The sequence below is a fragment of the Streptomyces tsukubensis genome, assembly GCF_003932715.1.
Classification (GTDB): Bacteria; Actinomycetota; Actinomycetes; order Streptomycetales; family Streptomycetaceae; genus Streptomyces; species Streptomyces tsukubensis.
In genome coordinates this window covers 6,624,168-6,640,456 of the sequence record NZ_CP020700.1, presented here as the reverse complement: position 1 = coordinate 6,640,456, position 16,289 = coordinate 6,624,168, and the positions used below count along the sequence as shown (strand labels likewise).

17 protein-coding genes are annotated in these 16,289 nt (G+C 72.2%); 7 read left to right on the top strand and 10 right to left on the bottom strand.

Annotated features, from left to right (window positions below):
- Window positions 1-40 precede the first annotated feature (40 nt).
- On the bottom strand, window positions 41-1,345 hold the full coding sequence (locus tag B7R87_RS27585; protein WP_130584696.1) for a hypothetical protein: 1,305 nt from the start codon (window positions 1,343-1,345) through the stop codon (window positions 41-43).
- A 98-nt stretch (window positions 1,346-1,443) separates the two neighbouring features.
- On the opposite strand from B7R87_RS27585, the gene B7R87_RS27580 reads away from it, so the two are divergent.
- Window positions 1,444-1,941, top strand: coding sequence for a DUF456 domain-containing protein (locus B7R87_RS27580; RefSeq protein ID WP_233168946.1), 498 nt, complete (start codon window positions 1,444-1,446; stop codon window positions 1,939-1,941).
- Window positions 1,942-1,998: 57 nt separating this feature from the next.
- Entirely contained in the window at window positions 1,999-2,373 is a 375-nt protein-coding gene (locus B7R87_RS27575) for a PPOX class F420-dependent oxidoreductase (RefSeq protein ID WP_045852793.1), read from the top strand.
- 65 nt (window positions 2,374-2,438) lie between these two features.
- Here B7R87_RS27575 and rsgA read toward each other — a convergent pair whose 3' ends face one another.
- Window positions 2,439-3,554, bottom strand: a complete 1,116-nt coding sequence (gene rsgA, locus B7R87_RS27570) for a ribosome small subunit-dependent GTPase A (RefSeq protein ID WP_006345746.1) — start codon at window positions 3,552-3,554, stop codon at window positions 2,439-2,441.
- A gap of 454 nt (window positions 3,555-4,008) precedes the next feature.
- On the opposite strand from rsgA, the gene B7R87_RS27565 reads away from it, so the two are divergent.
- Both B7R87_RS27565 and B7R87_RS27560 read left to right on the top strand, forming a co-directional pair.
- Window positions 4,009-4,572, top strand: a complete 564-nt coding sequence (locus tag B7R87_RS27565; protein ID WP_006345747.1) for a papain-like cysteine protease family protein — start codon at window positions 4,009-4,011, stop codon at window positions 4,570-4,572.
- A gap of 10 nt (window positions 4,573-4,582) precedes the next feature.
- The gene (locus B7R87_RS27560; RefSeq protein ID WP_006345748.1) at window positions 4,583-5,464 is read left to right on the top strand and encodes a hypothetical protein; all 882 of its coding nucleotides are present in this window, start codon (window positions 4,583-4,585) and stop codon (window positions 5,462-5,464) included.
- Between the two features lie 89 nt (window positions 5,465-5,553).
- Here the strand turns inward: B7R87_RS27560 and B7R87_RS27555 are convergent, their stop codons facing one another.
- Window positions 5,554-5,940 carry a VOC family protein gene (locus B7R87_RS27555; protein WP_006345749.1) on the bottom strand — a complete coding sequence of 129 codons (387 nt, stop codon included), beginning with the start codon at window positions 5,938-5,940 and terminating at the stop codon, window positions 5,554-5,556.
- A 248-nt stretch (window positions 5,941-6,188) separates the two neighbouring features.
- Here B7R87_RS27555 and B7R87_RS27550 point away from each other — a divergent pair, with 248 nt between their 5' ends.
- The gene (locus tag B7R87_RS27550) at window positions 6,189-7,235 is read left to right on the top strand and encodes a right-handed parallel beta-helix repeat-containing protein (RefSeq protein WP_006345750.1); all 1,047 of its coding nucleotides are present in this window, start codon (window positions 6,189-6,191) and stop codon (window positions 7,233-7,235) included.
- Between the two features lie 95 nt (window positions 7,236-7,330).
- A complete protein-coding gene (locus B7R87_RS27545; RefSeq protein WP_006345751.1) occupies window positions 7,331-8,401 on the top strand; it encodes a methyltransferase in 1,071 nt (356 codons plus the stop codon).
- Window positions 8,402-8,488: 87 nt separating this feature from the next.
- Here B7R87_RS27545 and B7R87_RS27540 read toward each other — a convergent pair whose 3' ends face one another.
- From B7R87_RS27540 to B7R87_RS27510, 7 genes are all read right to left on the bottom strand, one after another.
- A complete protein-coding gene (locus tag B7R87_RS27540) occupies window positions 8,489-8,881 on the bottom strand; it encodes a TcmI family type II polyketide cyclase (protein WP_006345752.1) in 393 nt (130 codons plus the stop codon).
- Entirely contained in the window at window positions 8,878-9,342 is a 465-nt protein-coding gene (locus B7R87_RS27535; RefSeq protein WP_006345753.1) for an SRPBCC family protein, read from the bottom strand. Before B7R87_RS27535 ends, B7R87_RS27540 begins: the two co-directional genes overlap by 4 nt.
- Before the next feature lies 1 nt (window position 9,343).
- Window positions 9,344-9,601, bottom strand: a complete 258-nt coding sequence (locus B7R87_RS27530) for an acyl carrier protein (protein ID WP_006345754.1) — start codon at window positions 9,599-9,601, stop codon at window positions 9,344-9,346.
- 112 nt (window positions 9,602-9,713) lie between these two features.
- A complete protein-coding gene (locus B7R87_RS27525; RefSeq protein ID WP_130584695.1) occupies window positions 9,714-10,988 on the bottom strand; it encodes a beta-ketoacyl synthase N-terminal-like domain-containing protein in 1,275 nt (424 codons plus the stop codon).
- Window positions 10,988-12,265, bottom strand: a complete 1,278-nt coding sequence (locus tag B7R87_RS27520; RefSeq protein ID WP_006345757.1) for a beta-ketoacyl-[acyl-carrier-protein] synthase family protein — start codon at window positions 12,263-12,265, stop codon at window positions 10,988-10,990. The genes B7R87_RS27525 and B7R87_RS27520 overlap by 1 nt, the downstream gene beginning before the upstream one ends.
- Window positions 12,262-12,699, bottom strand: coding sequence for a cupin domain-containing protein (locus tag B7R87_RS27515; protein ID WP_006345758.1), 438 nt, complete (start codon window positions 12,697-12,699; stop codon window positions 12,262-12,264). The genes B7R87_RS27520 and B7R87_RS27515 overlap by 4 nt, the downstream gene beginning before the upstream one ends.
- A 113-nt stretch (window positions 12,700-12,812) precedes the next feature.
- Window positions 12,813-13,958, bottom strand: a complete 1,146-nt coding sequence (locus B7R87_RS27510) for a SchA/CurD-like domain-containing protein (RefSeq protein WP_006345759.1) — start codon at window positions 13,956-13,958, stop codon at window positions 12,813-12,815.
- Between the two features lie 324 nt (window positions 13,959-14,282).
- Between B7R87_RS27510 and B7R87_RS27505 the strand changes: the two genes are divergently transcribed.
- Window positions 14,283-16,067, top strand: coding sequence for an FAD-dependent oxidoreductase (locus tag B7R87_RS27505; protein ID WP_130584694.1), 1,785 nt, complete (start codon window positions 14,283-14,285; stop codon window positions 16,065-16,067).
- Window positions 16,068-16,289 lie beyond the last annotated feature (222 nt).

Sequence of the window (16,289 nt, the reverse complement as noted above, 5' to 3'; positions counted from 1 at the left end):
CGTTTCCCGCCTCCTCTGGAGCCCCGGTGGGCCGGCCCGGTCAGCCGGGGTCCTCGCGGACGGTGACGGCGGTGCGGTCGTCCGCGTACCCCTTGGCCCGCAGTTGTACGTCGGCGAGGAAGGCCGCCAGTCCGGGCGGGCCGTCCGGGTGCCAGCGGCGCGCCAGTTCGCCGGCCAGCCCGGGCGCTCCGCGCAGGGGTGCGGCGAAGCCGGGACCGGCCAGCAGCAGCGTGTCCCCGGGCAGGGACTCCGCCGCGTGGAAGCGGAACGGCTCGGCGGTCGCTGCGGGGTCGGCGGTCGCGGCGGGGTCGAGGTCCGTCCAGATGCCGTCCCGGAGCCGGAACAGTCCGCCCGGTCCGGTGCCGAAGGACACCCTGGTACGGCAGAGGGGGTCGGCAAGGAGCAGCAGACAGCGCAGGCCCGCCGTCTCCGCGCCGGGGCCGAAGGCCCGGAGCGGGCCCGCGCCCCGGTCGGCCAGCCGGTGCAGCCCGGCGCCGAGGACACCGTGCCGTCCGGCCCTGATGTCCTCGGCCAGTCCCGTGCGGGCCCGGCCGACGGCGGTCGCGACCCGGCGGCAGGCGTCGGCGGCGGCGCGGTGGGCGTCGTCGGCGCCGCGGCCGCCGGAGGCGACGGCGACCAGCACCAGGGCGGCGTCCCCGGCGCCGAATCGGACCGTGAGCAGGGCGTCCTTGCGGTGCTCCCCACGGAAGCGTGCCGAATCGCCGCGGACGGAGGCGGCCCGCAGGGTCCAGCGGCCGTACCGGGCGCCGTCGGCGACGGTGTCGGCCACCGGATCGCCGAGGGTCTCGGGGTCGGCAGGCGGCAGGGCGGTGGGCTCCGGTTCGTAGGTCGGTGGCCCGTCGCCGATATGGCCGGGGCGGAGCTCGGGCGCTCCGGCGGGCGCCGCGCGTGGATCCGGCGGCTGCACCCACTCGGCGGTCCTCGGCCGGGACCGGCCGGTGGTGGCGGGGCCGGGGCGTTCGGTGGGCTCGCGCCGGGGAAGCGGAGCGGGTACGGGTACGGGTGCCCCCGGCGCGTCCGGTGGGGGTGCGCCCGTGTCCCGTACCGCACCGGAATCCGCTTCCGGCTCCGGCTCCGGTTCCGTTTCCGGTTCCCACCAGGCCCGGGGCCGTACGGACTGCTGCTCCGGCACCGCGGGCGGACCGGCCGTTTCCGGCACCCCGTCCGACACCGCCTGCGTCGCGGTGGCGAAGTGCTCGTCGAGGCTGTCGCCGTCCACCGGCGGCGGGCTCCCCGCGGGCCGTTCCGGGGGCGGCGGGGGCTCTTCGTAGAGCCGGTTCCACCAGTCGTCCGTGGCGGCGGGTGTCTCCCCCTGCTGACTCATGCCCCTATGTTCCACCCCGGGCGGGACGGCGGAACGGGGCTTTCCGAAAAGCGGCCCCGACCCACGACAGGCGGGGCCGCACACCATGAGGGAACCTGGTGAACGTGGGTGGTGTGTGGCAGCAGGTGCTCCTGGGGTGCGTCTTTGCGTTCGGGTGCGCCGGGGTGCTGGTGCCGGGGATCCCCGGCCGCTGGCTGGTCTGGGCCGCGATGCTCTGGTGGTCGCTGCACGAGCAGACGGGCCTCGCCTGGACGCTGCTGGTCTGTTCCACCGCCGTACTCCTGCTCGTACAGGTCGCGATCTGGCTGATGCCCACCCGCCGGATCCACGACTCCGGGGCCACCGGCCGTACCGCGGTGTGGGCGGGGGCGGGCGCGGTGGCCGGGTTCGTCCTGGTGCCGGTGATCGGGGCAATCCCGGGATTCGTGGCAGGCGTCTACGTCTGCGAACGCCGCCGCCTCGGAGGCCACGGCCAGGCGGTGGCGGCGACACGTCAGCTGATGCGCGCGGCCGGGGCGAGCGTCCTGGTGGAGCTCTTCGGGTGTCTGCTGATCACGGGGGCGTGGCTGGGCGCCGTCATCGCGGGCGGTTCCTGACCCGGTGCACGTCGCCCGGCGGTTCAGCAGGGGCCCAGCTCGTGTGAGGCTGTGATCATGACCGAATTCACCGAGGCCGAGCGCGCCTATCTCGCGACCCAGCGCCTGGGCCGGCTGGCGACCGTGGATCCGAAGGGGCAGCCGCAGGCCAATCCCGTCGGATTCTTCCCGCAGGAGGACGGCACGATCCTGATCGGGGGCCATGCCCTCGCGACGACGAAGAAGTGGCGCAATCTGCAGTCGAATCCCAAGGTCGGGCTGGTCGTCGACGACATCGTGAGCGTACGGCCGTGGCGGGTGCGCGGCGTCGACATCCGGGGCGAGGCCGAACTGCTGACCGGGCCCCACGACCTGGGGCCGCACTTCAGCGAGGAACTCATCCGGATCCACCCGAAGAAAATCCACAGCTGGGGCCTCGACCAGGAGAAGTGACCGGGCGGGGCCACGAGGCCGCGGGGGCGGCCGGGCGGCGGTCGTCCGCCGCCCGGCCCTCGGGGTCAGCGCCCCTGCCGGCCGCGTTTGGCCTCCATCGCGGCGCGTCCCTCCGCGCCCCTCAGCCGCCATTCGCGGCGGAGTTCGGCGCGCGCCCGCGCGTCGGTCTTCGCCACGATGTACCGGTTCTCCCGTACGAGCTTGCGGAAGCTCTCCAGCCGCCGCTCCGCGAGCGTCCCCTCGTCGACGGCGGCGAGCACCGCGCAGCCCGGTTCGGCCTGGTGGGCGCAGTCGTGGAAGCGGCAGTCGGCGGCCAGCGCCTCGATCTCGGAGAACACCTGGTTGACGCCGGTGGTCGCGTCGAACATGCCGACGCCCCGCAGTCCGGGGGTGTCCATGAGCACACCGCCGCCGGGCAGCGGCAGCAGATTGCGGGTCGTGGTGGTGTGCCGGCCCTTGCCGTCGACGTCACGGACGGCCTCGACCAGCATGCTGTCCTCGCCGACGAGGGCGTTGGCGAGGGTGGACTTCCCGGCGCCGGAGACACCGAGCAGCACGCTGGTGCCGCCCGCGACAACGGCGGCGAGGACGTCCATGCCCTCGCCGGTGAAGGAGCTGACCGTCAGGACCTGGGCGCCGGGCGCGACGGCCTCGACGTCGGAGACGAGATAACCGAGCCCGGTCGCGTCCGGTACGAGGTCGCACTTGGTGAGCGCGACGACGGGGGTGGCGCCGCTCTCCCAGGCCAGCGCGAGGAAGCGCTCGACCCGCCCGAGGTCCAGCTCGACGGCGAGCGACACGGCGATGATCGCCGTATCCACGTTGGCCGCGAGGATCTGTCCCTCGGAGCGCTTGGAGGAGGTGGAGCGGACGAAGGCGGTACGGCGCGGGAGGTACGTCCGGACGTAGCGCGGGTCGCCGCCGGGGGGTTCGAGAACGGCCCAGTCGCCGGTGCAGATGACCCGGAGCGGGTCGTGCGGTGTGACGAACGCGGTATCGGCACGGACGGTGCCGTCGGCGGTGACGACATCGCACATGCCCCGGTCGACGCGCACGACCCGGCCCGCCAGAAGGCCTTCGGCGGCGTACGGGGCGAACGCGTGGTCCCAGTCGTCGTCCCAGCCGTACGAGGCGAGGACACCGTGGGCATCGGAAGAGGAGTCGAGCAGACTGCTGGACAAGGTGGGGAAACCCTTCAAAGGGTGGCCCCGGCGGCGCGCTCTGTGCGCGCGGGTGAGGTGGGTATCAGCCGGAGGCCACAGGGGTGGGATGGATGAACTCCTGAGTGCGGGCAGCGCCCGATACCGTGACCGTCATCACTGTCCTCACCTCCTGCTTCCTCGACGAACCGACCAACCTGTGCCCACTCCGGGCGGCGCACGCGGCGCTCCCGGCGGAACGGGTTGAAGAGTAGACCCGCTCGACGAGGGCGCGCCAGCCATTTACCGGCCCGGTGCCCGCACCCGGCTTGTGGCGGCCTCGCACACGAGGCCGATTCGCACAATTGCCCTATGCCTCATCAGTACGGGGCACTTTTCCGCAAGTCACATATCTGCCCGTCATCATTATGCGTTGCCATATATCTGCCAGATTGCCCCGTTCATCTCGTTGCACCCATCAGGGGAAGGCAGGAAAATGGGCAGATTCAGGTACGGAACCTCGGCGTCGGCCATCGCGCTGGCTGCCTTGGCATCACTCGCGTCCGCGGGAGGCACGGCCCACGCGGAAGCGGGTCAGGACACCATCACCATGCTGAAGCAGGAGAAGACCCAGTGGTGCTGGGTCGCCTCCGGGCTGACCATTGCCAAGTTCCAAGGCTTCGGCTCCACACAGGCGGACTTCTGCAACCGGGCTCAGCCCTACTACGGCTGCAACAACCAGCCCGCCACGCTCGACGACATGGCCAAGGGCTGGAGCAGCCTGGGCCTGACCCGCACCGGCACGGGCCTGAACAGCGCGGCCACGTTCAACCAGGTGTACACCGACGTCAAGGCGGCCCGGCCGATCGGTGCCCGCATCGGCTGGTCGTCCGGTGGCGGCCATATGAACGTGGTCTACGGCTTCGACACGTCGAACAACACGATCGCCGTGGCCGACCCCTGGCCGGACACCACCACGTACACCTGGTGGAACTACAACGACTACGTGAGCAACAGCTCGTCCAAGTGGACCCACTCCCGCATCGGGATCTCCCGCTAAGGCAGGCGACATGCGCGACACCAGCGACACCAGAACGTCCAGCAAGCGGGCAGCCTCCCGGTTCTCCCGTCTGTCCATCGTCCTCGCAGTGAGTGCATCCGCGTTGCTGTCCGTCGTGGGTCCGACGCACGCGGCCCCGGCGAAGGACCCTCTCCCGGCCGATATCCCCGACTACCAGGCCGCCCTCAACGCGGTGAAGTCCACCGATGTCCGCAACGCCGTCTGCCGCTTCCTGCGCACTCCGCTGCCCTCGGGCAACGCCGGCGAGCCGGTTCAGATGCTCCCCGAGACGGCCGAGCCCTGCCAGGACCTCCCGGTCTTCACCATCAAGGACCCGGTGGCCCGGAACGAGATCACCCCCGAGTTCGTTGCGGGCACCGCCCGGCCGCTGCCCTCCGAGGCGGTCAAGCTGACGCAGTTGGTGTCCTCGCTGAGCACCACCGTCAACGGCCGCAACGCCACCGTCATGCTCGCCCCCACCCAGGGCGGCGGCTGGCATCTGGCGGGCGTGCGCGACGGCGACAGCGACGCCGCCTATGCCGGCAAGGCCACCTTGGGCACGCTGGTCTTCACCGAACCGCAGATCCGCGGCTGGTACCAGCTCAAGCTCTCCACCGTCGAGCCGCTCAACGAACAGGCCCGGGAAGGGCTGGGCGGCCAGGCGTCGGTGTCGCTCAGCGACTACCAGAAACTGGTCAAGGCCCGCTACGCCGACAAGCTCCCCGGCTCGGAGTACGACACCACGGGCTACTCCAGCGGCTACGGCCTCCGCCACCCGGCGGACGACTCCTCACCCTCCCCTCTGCTCCTTGCCGGCGGTTCCGGCACGGCACTCGTCCTCGCGGGCGGAGCCGCCGTGCTCTACCGGCGCCGGATCGCAAGCACCCGCTGATCCCGGCCCGGTAAACCCCCTTCGCTCCGCCCCGGCAGCCGGCCGGGACGGAGCGAATCCCTTTCGCGGCCTGTCTGCCGCCGACAAGCTCAGTCGGTGTGCATGAGCTGGATGAGGTTTCCGCACGTGTCGTCCAGGACCGCCGTGGTGACGGGGCCCATCGCCATCGGCTCCTGAGTGAAGCGGACCCCGAGGCCGCGCAGCCGGTCGTACTCCGCGCGGACGTCGTCCACGGCGAAGGACGCGGCCGGGATTCCGTCGCGGACCAGGGCCGTCTTATACGGGTTCACCGCGGGGTGGCCGTCGGGTTCCAGGAGCAGTTCGGTTCCGTCGGGGTCCTCCGGGGAGACGACGGTCAGCCAGCGGGCCGCGCCCAGGGGGATCTCCGTCTTCTTCACGAAGCCCAGGACATCCGTGTAGAAGCTCAGGGCCTTGTCCTGGTCGTCGACGAATACGCCGGTCACATAGATCCTCATGACCCAGGATCAGCACGCGGGCGCCGGGGGCGCAGCCCGCCGGCGCCGATCGGGGGACGCGGGCGGAGCCGGCCCGCGGCGGCCGGGGGTGCGCCGAAAACAACCCGGTCGCAGCACACCGGGAAACCATCGGCTCACTCCGTGTGGCAGGCCCCTGCGATGCCCCCTAGCTTCGCCGTATGAACAATCCTGACAAAAACCACCATTCACTCCATCAGTACCGGAGACGCGCGGGTGCGCCGGCCGTCGTGGCGGGCGTGGTCGTCGCGGTCGTCGCGGGGGTTGCCGCCGCCCCCGCGCACCACGGCGGCCGTCACACGGTCCGGCCCGGTGAGTCCATCCAGGCCGCTGTGGACGCCGCGGCACCGGGCGATGTGATCCTGGTGTCCCCGGGGACGTACCGCGAGAGCGTGGAGATCACCACCTCCGGTATCACCCTGCGGGGCTCGGGCCCCGGCACCGTGATCGCGCCCCCGGCGGCCGCGGAGACGAAGAACCGGGCCGAGAGTGCCTGCGCGAAGGCGGGCAACGGGGTCTGTATCACCGGGACGGAGAGCGCCGGGGTCACCGGGGTCACGATCCGCTCCCTGACGATCTCCGGGTCCGCCAAGGGCGGTCTGTGGGCGTCCAGGACCGACCGGCTCACCGTCCGGGAAGTGACCGCCGAGAAGAACGGCACCTGGGGGCTGGGGCAGGAGAAGTCCACCCGGGCCGTCTTCCGCGGCAACACCGCGCGGGAGAACAAGGACGCGGGCATCATGCTCACGAACATCGTCGGGCACGAGGCCGCGGCCACCGACAGCCTCGGCACGGTCGTCGCCGACAACACCCTCACCGACAACCGGCTCGGGGTGATGCTGAAGCGGATCAGGAACGTCTCCACCCACTCCAACGAGATCACCGCCAACTGCGCGGGCATCTTCGTCGTCAGCGACGAGTCGAAGCCGGGCTCGGGCGATATCACCATCCGCTCGAACACCATCCACGAGAACAACAAGTTCTGCGCGGCGACGCCCCGGCTGCCCGCGATCCAGGGCTCCGGGATCGTGCTCACCGGCTCGGACGCCACCCTCATCAAGGGCAACTCGGTCCGCGGCCACCACAGCGACACCCTGCTGGCCGGTGGGATCGTGCTGGCCGAGAGCTATGTCGGGGCCACCAACACCGGCAACGTCATCGAGCACAACACGGTGACCGAGAACGTCGCCGCCGATCTGGTCGACCGCGGCAACGGCACGGGCAACACGTTCCGGAAGAACTCCTGCGCCTCGTCCAAGCCCGCGGGCCTCTGCTGAGCCCACGTTACGAGCCCCCCCGCCCCCGACTCCGTACCGAACCGCCGAACCCGCCGCACCCCCGCGCCGGGAGAGCAGGAGAACGAGCGAACGCCATGACAACCCTCGGCACCAGACCCACCACCCAGCTCGCCGACGCCACCGCACTGCCCCCACCGGCGATGCGGCTGCGCGAACTCGTCTTCGGGGCGGCCTGCGCCGCGGCCGTACGCGCCGCCGCCAGGCTCGGCGTCGCCGACGCGCTCGGGGACGCGCCCACCACCGTCGAGAAGCTCGCCGCCGTCGTCCACGCCGAACCCAAGCCGCTGCGGCGGCTGCTGCGGGCCCTCTCCTGCTACGGCATCTTCACCGAGCGCCCCGACGGCACGTTCGTCCACACGGAGATGTCCCGGATGCTCCGCGAGGACGATCCGCAGTCGCTGAAGTACATCGCCCTGTGGTGCACCGAACCGTGGACCTGGGCGGCCTGGCCGCATCTCGACAACGCGGTGCGCACCGGGGACAACGTCTTCGACGAGCTTTTCGGCAAGGGCTTCTTCGAGTACCTCCACCAGGACGCCCATGAATCGGCCCATGTCTTCAACCGGGCCATGACCACCTCCAGCCGTCAGTCCGCGCTGGAGGTCGCCGATCTGCTCGACCTCACCGGGGTCTCCTCCGTCGTCGACATCGGCGGCGGCCAGGGGCACGTCCTGGCGAGCCTGCTGGAGAAGCACCCGCAGCTCCGCGGCACCCTGCTGGACCTGCCCGATGTCGTCGCCAAGGCCGATCCCCGGCTGCGGGAGGGCGGCGAGCTGGCGGACCGGGCGGACATCGTGCCCGGGGACTGCCGCCGGGAGATCCCGGTCTCGGCCGACCTCTACATCATCAAGAACATCCTGGAGTGGGACGACCACAGCACGCTCGCGACCCTGCGGAACGTGATCTCCGCAGCCCGGCCGGGCGCCCGGGTCGTCGTCATCGAGAACCTCGTCGACGACAGCCCGTCCATGAAGTTCACCACCGCCATGGACCTGCTGCTGCTGATGAACGTGGGCGGCGCGAAGCACACCCGCGACAGCATGGTGGAGCGGATGACGCAGGCCGGGCTGCCGGTCGGGGAGATCCGGCCCGTCAACGCCTATCTGCACGCCTTCGAGTCCGTGGTGCCCGAACGCGCCGAATAGTGCACGACGCCGGCGGCGCACAGGTACGGCCCCGGGAACCCGTCCGACGGGTTCCCGGGGCCGTACCGCATCCGCGGACCGGTGGTGTCAGTCGCTCTGCCAGGAGTAGAACTGACGGGCCATCGCGTCCTTCGGCGAACGCCAGGTCGCCGGGTCGTACGGGGAGACGTACGCCTGGAGCCGGTCGCTCAGCTCGCGGAAATCGGGGTGCTCGGTCACCTTCGCGATCTCCGGGCCCGGTGGCCGGTCCGATTCGATCAGATGGAGATACAGATCGGGGCCGAACTGGAAGAGGCTGCGCCGCTTGACGCCGACCAGATGGGGCAGTTCGCCCCGGTCGGAGGCGGCGAACAGACCCGCGATCCCGTCCGCCGAACCGGGCGCCATCCGCGCCACGATCAGCGCCCGGTGGGCGGAGCCCGTACCCGCCTCCGCTGCCGTCCGGCCGATGCCGGTGCCGGTGCCGGTGCCCGCGCTCATCGTCGCGCCCCCGCCCGCGCGCGAGCCTCGATCTTGTCGCGGATCAGCGCCATCTGGATCTTGGAGTTGCGGTTGATGTTGTCGGTCATCCACTCGTCGTCGACGGGGGCGTCCGGCTTCATCGCGAAATCCTGCCGCCAGTGCATCTTCGTACCGCCGGGGACCTCGGTGTACTCCCACTCGATGTCCATGTGCTGGAACGGCCCGGTCTCCACCCGGCGGGCCCTCACCTGCCGGTTGGCCCGGTCCGGGGTGCGCTCGGAGACCCAGCTCCACACCTTCCCGTTCTCGTCCGGGTGCATGGTCAGCCGGAAGGTGGTGGTGTCGCCAGACCTGTCGAGGACCTCGACCGAGGCGTATTCGCTGAACAGCTCCGGCCAGTTCTCCAGGTCGTTGGTGATGTCCCAGACGAGGTCCAGGGGTGCGGCGACGGTGATCTCGTTCTCGGTGTGTCCGGGCACTTCAGGCTCCGCTCTTGAGAAGGGTGTCGTTGACGAGGGCGAGGAACTCGCGGGGGGTCCTGCAGCGCTCCGCGTCCTGCGGCATCGGGCGGCCGTACTGGTTCTCCAGCGTGGCGACGATGCCGAGGAGGCCGAGCGAATCGAGGCCGTAGTCCTCGAAGGGGGTGTCGGGCGCGCCGGCGAAGGTCTCCGGGTCGACGTTCACACCGGCGTTCTTGCGCATCAGTTCGGCCAGTGCGCCGGAGGTCAGGCTGTCCATGGGGGTACTCCTTCGTGCTGTGGGGAAATCCGGTGGTTCGGGGCCGGTCCTCAGCCGGTGCCGGCCGCTCCGGGCCCGTGCGCGGCCCCGCGCGACAGGCCGGCCTCCGCGGTCACTCCGGGGCCGCGCTGCGCAGCACCAGCGCCGCGTTCGACCCCATGAGGCCCCGGCTGAGCACCAGCGCCGTCCGCAGCGGCATCCGCCGCGCCTTCCCGGTGACGACGTCGAGGTCGTGGCAGACGTCGAAGACGTTCGGTGTGGGCGGTACGAGGCCGTGCTCCATGGCCATGACGGCGGCGGCCGCGTCCAGCACCGGACCGCCGCAGTAGGCCCGGCCGATACCGGTCTTGGGGGCGGTCACCGGCACCCGGGTGCCGTGGCTGCCGAGCGCGTCGGCGATGGCGAGGGCCTCCGCCCGGTCGGCCTCGGGGGTGCCCAGGGCGTCGGCGAAGACCACGTCGATCTCCTCCGGGGCGGCTCCGGCGGCCTCCAGCGCGCCCCGGACGGCGCGGGCCAGCCCCTCCCGGGACGCCGCCCAGTTCCCGGGGCCGGTGAAGGTGGCGGCGTGCCCGGCGATCCGGGCCCGGGGGCGCACCCCGCGGGCCAGCGCCGCGCTCTCCTCCTCCACCACCAGCATCGCGCCGCCCTCGGCGGGGGCGAAACCGCAGGCCTCGGCGGTGAAGGGGCGGTACGCGCGCTCCGGATCGTCGGCCCGGCTCAGGTCCTCGTATCCGAGCTGGCAGACGACGGAGTACGGGGCGAGCGGCGCCTCGGCCGAACCGACGACGACGGCGTCGGTGCCGCGGACGACGGCCCCGGCGGCATGGGCGATGGCGTCGAGGCCGCCCGCCTCGTCGCTGCACACCACCCCGCAGGGGCCCTTGAAGCCGCCGCGGATGGAGATCTGGCCGGTGCTGGCCGCGTAGAACCAGGCGATCGACTGGTAGGGGCCGACGAACCGGGAGCCGCGGCCCCACAGCTGCTGGAGTTCGCGCTGCCCGAACTCGCCGCCGCCGGAGCCGGAGGCGGTGACCACGCCGACGCCGAAGGGGAACTTCTCGTAGTCGGCGCGGCCGAGCCGGGCGTCGGCGAGGGCGAGATCGGCCGCGGCCATCCCGAAATGGGTGAAGCGGTCGGTCTGGACGAGGAAGCGGTCCTCGACCATGGCGCCGGGTTCGAAATCGCGGACCTCGCCGCCGACCCGCAGCGGAAGCTGCTCGCAGCCCTCCCGGGTCACCCGGTCGAGGACGCTGATGCCCTCCTGTGTGGACTTCCAGAAGACGTCGGCGCCGATGCCGTTGGGGGCGACGACCCCGATGCCGGTGACGACGGTCCGGCGCTCCGGTGCCGTCCGGCGGCGGTTCGCCGGCCTGCTCGCGCTGCCCATCAGGTCCTCCCACTGGTCCGGCTGCCGGGCCGGGTCATGACGACCGCGGACTGGAACCCGCCGAAGCCGCTGCCGACGGAGAGCACGGTGCGCAGCTTCCGGGGGCGGGCGGTGCGGGGCACGTAGTCCAGGTCGCACTCGGGGTCGGGGGTGTTGTAGTTGGCCGTCGGCGGGACGACCTGGCGGTCCATCGCGAGGACGCAGGCCACCAGCTCGATGGCGCCGATCGCGCCGAGGGAGTGGCCCACCATGGATTTGATGGAGCTCATCGGCGTCTTGTACGCGTGGTCGCCCAGCGACCGTTTGACGGCGGCGGTCTCGTGGCGGTCGTTCTGCTTGGTGCCGGAGCCGTGCGCGTTGACGTAGTCGACGGCGGTGCCGGCGATACGGGCGTGGTCGAGGGCGGTGTCGATGGCGCGGGCCATCTCCAGGCCTTCGGGGGTGAGCCCGGTCATGTGGTAGGCGTTGCCGAAGGTGGCGTACCCGCCGATCTCGCAGTAGACGGTGGCGCCACGGGCCCTGGCGTGCTCCAGCTCCTCCAGGACGAGGACGGCGCCGCCCTCCCCCATGACGAATCCGTCGCGGTCGGCGTCGAAGGGGCGGGACGCGTGCTCGGGGTCGTCGTTGTTGGGGGAGGTCGCCTTGATGGCGTCGAAGCAGGCGACGGTGATCGGGGATATCGGGGAGTCCGAAGCGCCCGCGACGACGACGTCGGCGCGGCCGTCCTCGATGGCCTGGAAGGCGTAGCCGACGGCGTCGAGGCCCGAGGTGCAGCCCGTGGAGACGGTCTGCACCGGCCCCTTGGCGCCGCACTGCTCGGCGACGGCGGAGGCGAGGGTGCTGGGGGAGAACGCCCGGTGGAGATGGGGTGCGGCGGGGCGGTGGTCGACGCCCCAGCGGGTGCCGGAGGCGGAGACGGCAACGTAGTCGTGCTCCAGCCGGGTGGTGCCGCCCACCGCGCTGCCGAGGAAGACACCGGTCCGCCAGGGGTCCTCCCGGTCGGGGTCGAGCCCCGCGTCGCGTATCGCCTCGGCGGCCGCGACCAGCGCGAACTGGATGTACCTGTCCTGCCGTTCGGTGTCCTTGCGGCTGAGCCCGTGGGCCGCGGGCTCGAAGTCGACCTCGGCGGCGATCCGGGAGCGGAACCCGGCCGGGTCGAAGAGGGTGATGCCGCGGGTCGCGGTACGCCCGTTCGCGAGCAGGTCCCAGAACGCCGGGGCGCCGACCCCGCCGGGGGCGACGACGCCGACCCCGGTGACCGCCACCCGCCGGGTCATGAGACGGCTCCGGACCGTTCCGGCGGGCCGCCGGCCGGGGCGCCCGCCGGATTGACCTCCGTGTCGACATGGCCGAGGTCGGGGCGGGGGGCCAGCGGGCCGAGGTGGAAGACCATCCGGGCCTCGACATTGCCGACGTTGCGGAAGCGGTGCCGCAGCTCCTTGGGGATGAGGAGCCCCTGGTCGGGCCGGAGGGGGTGGGGTTCGCCGTCCAGATCGACTTCGAGGAGTCCGCTCACGACGTACACGAACTCTTCCGAGTACGGGTGGTAGTGCTCCGCGATGAACTCGCCCGGCTGCACGATGGCGACGCCCATGAAGCCGCTCGTGGCGCCCACCGCGGTGGGTGTGAGCATGGCGCGCAGATCGCCGCCGCGCCGGGTGTTGGGCTGCGTCTCGCTGAGGTCCACGATGCGTGGGCTGTGCGTGGTCATGCTGTCTTCCTCCAGATGGGGGTGCCGGTCCGGGCGTTCCGGGCGCGTCGGCCGGTGCGCGCCGCCCGGGCCGGTCCCGGGGCGTTGCGTGCAGGTGGTGCGGTCGGCGCCGGTCAGGTCTCGTCCGGGGCGAACCGGTCGGTGATGAGCTGCATATCGGCGCGGTTGACGAAGCGGGCGACGCCCGGGTCGCCCTCCGCGATCTCGGCCGCCGTGTGCGGCAGCTCGTCGCCGTCGGCGAGGAGCTTGGCGAGGGTGGCGGTCTTGCGGGCGCCCTGGACTCCGAGGGCGAGGACGGTGTGGTCCGCGATCGGCCCGCTGACGTCGATCAGCCGGACGACGACGTCGTCGCGGTGGAAGACGGTGGAGGAGACGATCGGGTCCCGGTCGTGTTCCGCGGCTTCCTCGTCCTGCTGGGCGAGGAGCCGGGCCACGGCCAGTCCGCAGCCCTCTTTTGCCTGGTAGAAGAGGGCGTGCCGGTTGACTTCGGCGGGTGGTCTGCCCTCGGCCGACACATGGTGGACGGCGGGCAGGGCCGCCCGGGTGAAGAAGACCCGGGCCGAGTTGGCGTCGTCGAGGTCCCGGTCCTGCTCCAGATACGGGTTGATGGCCTCTTCGACGGCCCGTACCTCGGGCTGTTTGGCCACATGCCGCAGGGCGGCCATCAGATCGCCCTGGACCTCGATGGCCCGGACCACCCGGTTGCCGTGCATGAACAGGGACGTCCGGCGCAGCCTGGTGTGGTCGTCGACGCGGGCGGCGGGAGAGCTGTAGCCGGCGAGGATCTTGGCGACGGTCTGTTCGCTGCCCGGCTTCACGGTGAAGGTGAGGGCGTGGCGGACGACGCCGTCGCCGACCCGGACGGACGCCCGGGCGTCGGCGGGCTTGCGCCGCTGGTCGGGGCTGATGCTGAAGGCCTGTCCGGTCTCGCGCAGCACGTTGAACTTCAGCGACCGGGTGTCGCGGACGCAGGAGTGCAGCGGCTGGACGGTCTGGACGTGTTCTTCGCTGTTGACCCAGGCCAGGAAGGGCGGTGCGCTCTCCCATTCGCTGGTGATCAGCCACTGCGACGGGTTCTCGATGGACTGGCAGAGCTGGTCGCTGATGTGGCCGGGGACCGAGGCCACGCTGTTGCGCATGTGCTCGTACGCCTCCAGGAACTCCTTCTGGGCTCCTTCGTAGAGGTCGAGCAGGAGGATCACGCGGAGCCGGGAGCCGTCGAAGACGGACTGCGATATGCGTTCCGACAGGGTGGTCATCGGTGTTCACACTCCTTCGCGACCACGCCCGGCGGTCGCGGGCGCGGTGGCCCGCCGCTCCGTCGTCACGTCCGTCGCCTGTGCCTTGGCTGATGTTCCGTTTCCGGATTCGGTACGGGATGCTCCGGCCGGCCCGCCGGGGACGGTCGACGAGCCGGGCGGGCCGGGCCCGGCCCGGTCCGTCCGGCCGCACCGGCCGGTCCCGCGGAGCGCGGGGCGCTCCCGTGATCCGATCGTGGTCGGCCCGCGCAAGTGGCGCGAGAGATGGGCACCATGCGGGTGAATGAGCGGGGGAACCGTTCCTGCACCGGGCACAGAGAAGCCATGGACGAGCCCGTGAAGCACTCCGCGACCGCAACCGCAGCACAGCATTCCGGGGCCCCCGCGCTCCGGGTCCCGGTCCTTGTCGTGGGCGGGTCCCTGGTGGGCCTGTCGACCTCTCTGTTCCTCAGCCGCCACGGCATTCCGCATCTGCTCGTCGAGAAGCATTCGGGCACCTCGGAGCATCCGCGCGGGCGGGGGATGAACCTGCGCACGATGGAGCTGTTCCGGGTGGCCGGGGTGGAGGCCGAGATCCGGGAGGCGTCGGCGGTCCTGGCGGGCAACCACGGGATCCTCCAGGCGCGGGGGCTGCTGGGGGACGACGGGGAGTGGCTGTTCCGCGAGATCGACCCGGGCGGCGGGCACCGGGCGATCAGCCCGAGCGGCTGGTGTCTGTGCAGCCAGAACGACATCGAGCCGGTGCTCGACGCCCGTTCCCGGGAGTACGGCGCCGATCTGCGCTTCTCCCATGAGCTGGTCTCGTTCGAGCAGGACGATGAGGGGGTGACGGGGCTGGTGGAGAACCGGGCGACCGGGGTGCGGTTCTCCGTACGGGCGGACTATCTGGTCGCGGCGGACGGTCCGCGCAGCCCGGTGCGGGAGGCGCTCGGCATCGGCCAGAGCGGCAACGGCGAGCTGTTCCACAACGTGAGCATGACGTTCACCTCGCACGGGCTCGCCGAGGCGGTCGGGGACCGCCGGTTCATCGTCTGCTATCTGACCAGCCCGGGTGCGGACGGGGCGCTGCTGCCGGTGGACAACCGGGAGCGGTGGGTCTTCCACGCCCCCTGGCATCCGGAGGTCGGGGAGCCGCTGGAGGCGTTCACGGACGAGCGGTGCCGGGACCACATCAGGGCCGCGGTCGGGGTGCCGGGGCTGGATGTGGAGATCACCGGGAAGGCGCCGTGGCATGCGGCGGAGCGGGTCGCCGAGCGGTATTCGTCGGGGCGGGTGTTCCTGGCGGGCGACTCGGCGCACGAGATGTCGCCGACGGGCGCCTTCGGCTCCAACACGGGCATCCAGGACGCGCACAACCTGGGCTGGAAGCTGGCCGCGGTCCTCAAGGGCTGGGCGGGTCCCGGGCTGCTGGAGACCTACGGCGCCGAGCGGCTGCCGGTGGCCCGGGCCACCAGTGCCCGGGCGTCCGCCCGTTCGGCGGAGCACAGCCATCCGGGGTACGCCCCGGGGCCCACGGCGACGACCCGCCGGGGCAATGTGCTGACGGTGGCGATGGGGTACTGCTATCCGCAGGGCGCGGTCGCGGGCGCCGACCCGGGGGCGCCGGTGGTCCCGGACGCCATGCGGATCACGGGCGCGCCGGGCACCCGGGCGCCGCATCTGTGGGTCACCCGCGCGGGCGAGCGGATCTCGACCATCGACCTCTACGAGCGGGTGCCGGTGCTGCTCTGCGCGGAGGGGTCGGTCTGGCGGGAGGTGGCGCACCAGGACGCGGCCAGGCTGTCGGTGCCGCTGGAGGTGCTCACCTTCGGCCGCGGCCCGGACGCCGATCTGGTGCCGGAGGAGGGCGCCGACTGGTCGGTGGCGCACGGTGTGGAGCCGGGCGGCGCGCTGCTGGTGCGCCCGGACGGTTTTGTGGCCTGGCGGGCGGAGGGGCCCGTACCGGCACCCGGGGCGGCCGTGGCCGAGGCGCTGACGACGGTCCTGAGCCTGGACACCCGCAGCCCGGAGCAGGAGGCCCGGATGCTGGACGGGGCCGCCCGTCCGGCGGCGCCCGCCGCGCCGGAGGGCCCGGCGCAGGCCGGGGACCCGAGTCCGTCGGGCGTATGACCGCGGTGCCTCCGCCACCGGGTGTCCCCCGCGCGCGCCCGGCGCGCGGGGTGCCGGTGCAGGCCGGGGAGCGTACGGCGGCGGCCCCGGACGGGCCGACCGCGTGCGGGCCCTCCGGTGTGCGCCGGGTCATGCGCGTGGTGCCCCCGAACGCCCGGCGCCACCGCACCGCGCGCTCTGCCGTGCGCGGATAGCCCGCCCCATCCGACGGGTGTAGAAAGA